Source organism: Fortiea sp. LEGE XX443, assembly GCF_015206815.1.
Classification (GTDB): domain Bacteria; phylum Cyanobacteriota; class Cyanobacteriia; order Cyanobacteriales; family Nostocaceae; genus Nostoc_B.
This window is the reverse complement of sequence record NZ_JADEXZ010000070.1, coordinates 24,246-30,574: the sequence shown is the minus strand read 5'-3', so window position 1 is coordinate 30,574 and position 6,329 is coordinate 24,246. Positions and strand designations below refer to the sequence as shown.

General features: G+C 43.7%; 6 protein-coding genes. 3 read left to right on the top strand and 3 right to left on the bottom strand.

All coding sequences use genetic code 11. The features are described 5' to 3' along the window. The first annotated feature begins 131 nt into the window (after positions 1 to 131). Positions 132 to 866, top strand: coding sequence for a DUF1995 family protein (locus tag IQ259_RS21430; protein ID WP_193888006.1), 735 nt, complete (start codon positions 132 to 134; stop codon positions 864 to 866). 9 nt (positions 867 to 875) lie between these two features. Here the strand turns inward: IQ259_RS21430 and IQ259_RS21425 are convergent, their stop codons facing one another. Beyond that, on the bottom strand, positions 876 to 2,372 hold the full coding sequence (locus IQ259_RS21425) for a HAMP domain-containing sensor histidine kinase (RefSeq protein ID WP_193888005.1): 1,497 nt from the start codon (positions 2,370 to 2,372) through the stop codon (positions 876 to 878). Between the two features lie 639 nt (positions 2,373 to 3,011). Between IQ259_RS21425 and IQ259_RS21420 the strand changes: the two genes are divergently transcribed. Both IQ259_RS21420 and IQ259_RS21415 read left to right on the top strand, forming a co-directional pair. After that, positions 3,012 to 3,494 (top strand): AAC(3)-I family aminoglycoside N-acetyltransferase, encoded by a 483-nt coding sequence (locus tag IQ259_RS21420; protein ID WP_193888004.1) that lies wholly within the window; start codon positions 3,012 to 3,014, stop codon positions 3,492 to 3,494. A 455-nt stretch (positions 3,495 to 3,949) separates the two neighbouring features. Further along, on the top strand, positions 3,950 to 5,311 hold the full coding sequence (locus IQ259_RS21415; RefSeq protein WP_193888003.1) for an NAD(P)/FAD-dependent oxidoreductase: 1,362 nt from the start codon (positions 3,950 to 3,952) through the stop codon (positions 5,309 to 5,311). A gap of 198 nt (positions 5,312 to 5,509) precedes the next feature. Here the strand turns inward: IQ259_RS21415 and IQ259_RS21410 are convergent, their stop codons facing one another. Next, positions 5,510 to 5,902 (bottom strand): DUF309 domain-containing protein, encoded by a 393-nt coding sequence (locus tag IQ259_RS21410; protein WP_193888002.1) that lies wholly within the window; start codon positions 5,900 to 5,902, stop codon positions 5,510 to 5,512. Then, the gene (locus IQ259_RS21405; protein WP_193888001.1) at positions 5,899 to 6,264 is read right to left on the bottom strand and encodes a ferredoxin thioredoxin reductase catalytic beta subunit; all 366 of its coding nucleotides are present in this window, start codon (positions 6,262 to 6,264) and stop codon (positions 5,899 to 5,901) included. Before IQ259_RS21405 ends, IQ259_RS21410 begins: the two co-directional genes overlap by 4 nt. Between the last annotated feature and the right edge of the window lie 65 nt (positions 6,265 to 6,329).

Below are 6,329 nucleotides of genomic sequence, written 5' to 3'. Positions count from 1 at the left end.
CCCTGCCCCTTGTCCTCTTCAAGTCCTGCCTCCCCCTGCCTCTAATCAAAAGGAATATGGCGCGATCGCTTGGCGGTAAAACTGCAAAAATGAGGCATTGATGATTCAATTTCTCAAGCTACATTCAAACTATGACTCAACTTCCTAATACCCTCGAAGATGCGATCGCCCAGTCCCGCGAAGCTACTAAAGCAGCCTTGGCAGATGGTTATACTCGTCTGCAAGTTGAGTTGCTGTTCCCCGAACTCAAACCTCTGCCCATAGCAGAACAATTTCTGCCGCTATTTGCTGAATACGAGTCTCGTCTGAAGGTTTTCTTTGCCGATGCTGGTGGTGCAGCTTTAGCCCGTCGTGATTGGGTAGATGCACCATTCCAAATTCTTGATATTGGTACAGGTAGAACTGCCTCTATTCAGTCTAAAATTCAGCCAGAAGACGAAATTTTCTTATTTGTTGCCCCCACTTCTGTGGAAGTACCTCAACTGGAAAAATTTTGTGAAATCATCGGCGATCGCGCTTTAGTTATGTTAACTCCACGCTTGGAAGATTCTGGTACTGTGGGGATTGGTTACGCGGCTAGACAAGTTCGTGAGCGTTTCATAAGTACCATTGAATCTTGTTACTACTTACGTCCAGTAGATGATAACACTGCTGTATTTCGCTGCCATCCCGGACAGTGGGAAGTATGGGTACAAAAAGACGAAACTTGGGAAAAAATTGTAGAACTGCCCAAAAAACCATCAGGCGATGAAATAGATTATATTCTCATGCAGGCACAACCGCAGACATCAACTGCAACTGCACCTTTGAAAAAGCCTAGTGTGTTGAAGAGTTTACAACGGTTTATCAAAGCATTGAGTAGTTAGTTAGAATGGTTACTTCTTGACTTCTAACTTTTGCTTGTGGCTGACTTCTAAGGGCAAGAAAATAGTCAATACCTCACCATATTGCGGGCGTTGGCGCACAATCAGCTTACCGCCAATCGCCTGAAACAATTGCTTGGTTGCAGTTAGATTTAAACTAATAGTACCTGTCTCTGGTTGAAACATTAACAATTGACCCAGAGCTTTACGAATTGGTGGTGTTACAGATGTGTCTGTTGTGTCTGTGTGTTGACACTGAAGCTGAGGCGTTAATTGTAGCTTGAGTTGGTCGCCTGCGGGGATAACACGCACTTGAATATGGCTACCAGCAGGTAAGCTACGAGTAAAATTCTCCATCAAACCCGTGAGTACCCGATCTAACATCATCGGATTACTTACTACTGTGGGTAGTTGTTGCGGTACAACAACATCCAAAGTGAGATTTCGCCGATGTGCTGCTTGTTGCCAACGAGGGATACTCTGTTGCAGAACTTGATTAAGGGACATTGGTGTGAGGTGAGTATTAGCAGCTCTCGTTGAAGCACAAGTTTCCAGTTCTGCGGCCTTGAACAGCAACTCCATCCGATCAATTTGCTCGGTACACTCGTGATCAATAATTTTTAAGCGATCGCTCACACCCGCAGGTAAGTCACGCCGCTTCAGCAACAGGCGAGTCATAGTCCGAATGGTTGTTAAGGGAGTGCGAACCTCGTGAGCAAAAGCTTGAAGCAATTCCACATCGGGGATTGGCGATTGACGATTGGGTACTGAGGAGCCAGTCGCGTGTAGGGTTTCCCCTTGTTGAGTGAACTGGCGTGAGGTACTGACGTGATTGGGTAAACTTGTTCCTGTTTCCCAGTCTTTATTGGCTTCTGGTTCTGGTAATTCCTGAAGTAACAACTGGCTAAACTGCATGACAATCCGATAATCTGGCGCTACTGGTGAATACTGCTGTATCAAGGCATCTAGTTCTGCACAAAAATCGGGATTAGTCAGCATTACCCGCGCTCCTATCGCTCGCCAAGTTTGCTGAACTACCTGTGGATCGAAGGAGAAGGAAAATATTTTGTTACCATTCTTGCATTCTGCCAAAACCAGCACTAATCTGAATTTATCTGTAAAGACTAAGCAAAATTGCTCTGCCACTAGGGGATCGGCAGGTAGTAAAGGAAGTACTGCTTCATGAAAAGAAAGCTCTTCAGCTACTGTTACTGTTGTGGGCATTTGAAACGGCATTAAAGCCAAGGGATTAAATGGCTTGGCTGTGAAAGTAACCGTCTGTAAGTTTTGAGTTAATTCTGGTTGACTAAATAATGGTGCGGGTGCAGCTAATACTAATCCTTGAGTAGCCGCAGGAGACTCAGTTGCTAAAGTATCGATTAATAAGTGTTCTGTTGCTGCTAAACTAACACGCCACTGTCGGTCTGCTTTGGCTGGTGAACATTCAGCCATAGTTGATTGACTTTCGGCTAAAACTTCACTCAGACTTGGCAAGATCCATTCGTACACAGGTTTTCACCTCTTGGTTGAAGAGCGACTAATAACGTGGAGACGCAATATTACACTACTACTTCAGAGGTTATAGTTATTTGTGTACGAGCGACAGTAGTATAACCGAACAAGATGGGCGCAATTTCCCCGTCATATTTGGAAATCTAACATTTGTCACAGGCGGGCGATCGCAGACAAAACCACCCAAAAATGATTATCATTGCCTCCATGTTGCCGCTAAAATGTTCCGCTTGATCTGGTAAAGCGGATTGCTGCAACTCTCCCGACGATTAAGCTGGTGATGTATCCAAATGAAGGACATATCTCGGTAGTTGTGAATCAGATTGAAGCGATCGCCAAAGCGCTCCTAAGTTAATCAGAACCTTGCATTTGCGTTGACGTAGTGCAGGCTAACAATCTCGTTGTACACCGACCGTAGAGAGTCTTTTCGTTGAGTTCGAGAAGTTGTTATACCAATTCACGAAAATCTTGATACAAATTAATGGTTTTTAATTCTTTCCCTCTGCTCCCTACCCCCTGCCCCCCTGCGACCTACTTGTATCAAACTTAAAGTGAAACGGTATTAGCGGCGGGTGAACGGGGTCGTTATGTATCTTAGTCATTACAGTTTACGTCGCTCCAATCAATAAGTAGAAAATGCCCCCTTCTGAACCAATTAACATTTGCCAGCTTTCTGCCAACGACCTACCACTTATGGAGGGCTTATTAACTACTTTTGGTGAGGCTTTCGACGAAGTTGATACCTATGGCTCATTTCGCCCAAGCACTGCCTATCTCAAGCGGTTGTTAAGCAGCGATTATTTCATCGCGCTTGCAGCATTAAAAAACGGAGCAGTGGTCGGAGGTATCGCCGCTTACGAACTCCAGAAGTTTGAGCAGGAGAGAAGTGAAATCTATATTTACGACCTAGCTGTTGCCGCAGCACATCGACGCGAAGGCATTGCCACCGCATTAATCCAGGAATTAAAGAAGATCGCTGTAGCACGAGCAGCCTATGTTATTTTCGTACAAGCGGATCTCGGAGATGACCCTGCAATCGGACTCTATACAAAGCTTGGGGTACGCGAAGATGTGCTTCACTTTGATATTGATGTTACAGTTAGCGATGACAATACATAATAAATATATAGAAGACTGGCTCAGTTCTCCCAAAGGCGATCGCTTCCTACAGTAAGCCGTATGATCCAATCGGCAATTGAATAGTTATAGCGATCGCCCTACCACTCTTCATCAAACGTTAGATTTACTCAAAATCAAATCGATATAAAGTGATCGTGTCATAACAAAAAGGTCATTAGTGTTGTCGCCAAAGCGATCGGCAATCCATCAACAACCTACATTTGTAGCTTCAACTATGTTTCTCCATTGGGAAATAGAGGCTGGCGGGCTTCAAGGGGGTTTTTCGTGATTTTTCAGGCAAAATCATGTAACTTCTATCACTTTGTTAATGTAATTTAGCTCACCTTTATCTTTTTTTCATTTGTGCAAGGTGAACAGAAAAATATATGACAATTTTGATACTTATTTGTTAAGAATAGTTACAGCACCCGTAACACTAGGAAATATTTCGTCTTATGGTAGACTCCCTTGAGAATCACCCACCCCATCAGGTTGTGATTGTTGGTGGTGGCTTTGGTGGATTGTACGCCGCAAAGGCACTTGCTAAAGCTAAAGTTAACGTTACGCTGATTGACAAACGTAATTTTCACCTGTTTCAACCATTGTTGTACCAAGTTGCCACCGGTACACTATCACCAGCCGATATTTCCTCACCCTTGCGCTCGGTACTGAGCAAAAGCAAAAATACAAAAGTGTTGCTGGGTGAAGTCAATGATATTGATCCCCAATCACAGCAGGTTTTTTTGGGTGATCAAGCAATACCATACGATACATTAATAGTCGCTACAGGTGCCAAGCATTCTTATTTTGGTAAAGATAACTGGGAAGATTTTGCTCCTGGTTTAAAAACCGTAGAAGATGCGATAGAAATGCGTCGCCGGATTTTTTCGGCCTTTGAAGCAGCAGAAAAAGAAACTGATATAGAAAAACGCCGGGCTTGGTTAACTTTTGTAATTGTGGGTGGTGGCCCTACCGGAGTAGAATTGGCAGGTGCGATCGCCGAACTAGCCTATCAAACCCTCAAAGAAGATTTCCGCAACATCGACACTTCAGAAGCCAGAGTTTTACTTTTAGAAGGACTAGATCGGATTTTGCCACCCTTTGCACCAGAATTATCCCAAGCAGCAGAAGCATCATTACAGCAATTAGGTGTCAGCGTTCAAACAAAAACCCTAGTAACCAACATTGAAAACGATGTTGTCACCCTCAAACAAGGCGATGAGGTTAAAGAAATTCCGGCAAAAACAGTATTATGGGCAGCGGGAGTAAAAGCTTCGCCGATGGGTAAAATCCTAGCAGAACGTACAGGTGCAGAGTGCGATCGCGCTGGACGAGTCATGGTTGAACCCGACTTAAGCATCAAAGGCTATCCCAATATTCATGTAGTTGGCGACTTAGCAAACTTCTCTCATCAAAATGGCAAACCTCTACCTGGTGTTGCACCGGTAGCCATGCAAGAGGGAGAATATGTTGCTAAACTCATTCAGCAAAAACTCAAAGGTAATACCTTACCCGCTTTTAATTATAGCGATCGCGGTAGTTTAGCCATGATTGGGCAAAATTTAGCCGTTGTTGATTTAGGTTTTATCAAACTCACAGGTTTCTTTGCATGGGTATTTTGGCTATTGATTCACATCTACTTTTTAATCGAGTTTGATAACAAAATATTAGTAATGATTCAGTGGGTGTGGAACTATATCACGCGCAACCGTGGGGCAAGATTAATTACTGGTCAAGAATCGCTGCTACAAGTAGAAAATAGCGATCCTAGTAGCTATTACAAAGCCACGGGAACTAGAGAAGCAGTGAACGTCTAAGAAGGCAAAAGTAAAAATGTAAGTAGTGGCATAGCAAGGCGAAAACATTGCATTATCCTTTCTTGTAGGATGGGCATCTTGCCTGCAACGGACAGGCAAGATGCCCGCACCACTAGCCTTGAAAAATTACCCAAAAAATTGAGGAATAGATTTTTCTATTCCCCAATTCCTCATTATTAATCACCTGATGAAACTTGACTAATCTTCAGATAGCACAATCTTAGGTATAGGCAAGGCTTGATTTTGAAGCAATTCACCTGCGGAGATTTTGTTTGCACTTGTTTGTTGTAATACCGTCAATAATGCTGCACTTTGACTTAATAATTCTTCTACATTAATACCGCCATAACTATCTGGATAACGGCGCAGGCGGTTGCTTCCTTCTCCTAGCAGAATTGCTGCACCTCGCAGATTACCATTTCCCAGATGATACAAGGCTACAGCAATTTGAAGAATACCCTGGTACAAGGTCTTTTCTGGTTCGCTGGCTTCAATCCACAAAGCCTCTAAGGTGTCATGACAGGCGTAAAACTGTCCAGAGTTGAACTGTTCTACACCTTGCCAAAACTCTTGGGGCATAGTTTCGCTCATGCCATACTATCTCGTACTTCTTTAATAGTTTCGAGAGATATTTCTTGTTGTTCACCAGCAAACTCATTGTCTGGTGTCAGAAACAGCATACAGTGGCATTCTTTACGTTCTCTCATAGGCACGCAAGGACAGTTCCAATATGTAGCTTTGACTTCAGCTTCTTTGTCTTCGTAGTGGCGACAGGGACACAAAGGCGCACCTAGATCGTCTTTATGTTTGGCTAACCCTTCAATTACCACTGCGGTAACGGAAGGTTCACTACAGAAGTACGTTCCAGTACGCTTGGCGTATTGTTCGGAAAAATGCCGCATTGCCTCTAGGCTTTTATCGCTGGAATTTGCGTTAACTTCTGATGTGATCATGTGGATCGGCCGCTCATAATTTAAAGATTTCTTTGCATTGTACCTCAGCCTCAAGGTGCTGTTAC